Annotated in this window: 1 protein-coding gene; it reads left to right on the top strand. The window is 36.5% G+C overall.

Features of this window, described 5'->3' with window-relative positions; translation table 11 throughout:
• Nucleotides 1–293: 293 nt before the first annotated feature.
• Nucleotides 294–716 (top strand): transposase (locus BU804_RS08395; RefSeq protein ID WP_143298967.1); only part of this gene is annotated, 423 nt, incomplete at its 3' end.

The raw sequence follows: 716 nt of genomic DNA, 5'->3' as shown, positions 1-716 counted from the left end.
TGTTCCCAAAAACAAATGGATTAGACAAAAAGGAAAATTCGCAAAAAAACTTTTAGAAGACCTTTAAGTGAAGTGCTAACGATTTTGCTTCTCTTTCATCGTTTCAATGACAGAACATTTAAACACTTCTACTTAAACCCTGTAAAAATAACTTTAAAATATTTATTTCCTTATCTTGTACTCAAGATTTTTTTAACTAAACCTCAAGCATTTTTTCCTATGGTTTGCTTTACCCAAGAACACCCAGGTGTCTGTGAAGGGATTTTATTGCTAGACTCTAAAGGATTAGCGGGTTGTCTGCGTCAAACAAGCCTCTTCCCATCGTGTCTTTAAAGAGTCACGCTAAGTGGGGAAAAACAACCATCGGTTGGTTCTTTGGGTTTAAGCTCCATCTTGTGATTAATCATCAGGCAGAAATTGTCGCATTTAAGTTGACAACTGGCAATAGGGATGATCATAAACCCGTTCCAAAAATGGTAGAAGGGATGAAAGGAAAAGCATTCGCAGATAGAGGGGATATTTCAGAAAAACTGACTCATACTCTCATGCAAAAGGGAATTCATCTTTTCACAAAAGTAAAGAAGATGAAAAATCAATGGATCACGTTAGTGGATAAACTCATGCTAAAAAAGAGGGCTATGATTGAAAGTGTGAATCATCTGTTGAAAAGTAACTGTCAGATAGAACAGCATCGGTACCGAAGTCGATGGAACTTT

This window comes from Candidatus Protochlamydia sp. W-9 (genome assembly GCF_001950615.1).
Classification (GTDB): Bacteria; Chlamydiota; Chlamydiia; order Chlamydiales; family Parachlamydiaceae; genus Protochlamydia; species Protochlamydia amoebophila.
Note: the sequence above shows the minus strand (reverse complement) of the source record. Positions and strands in the feature narration are given on the sequence as shown.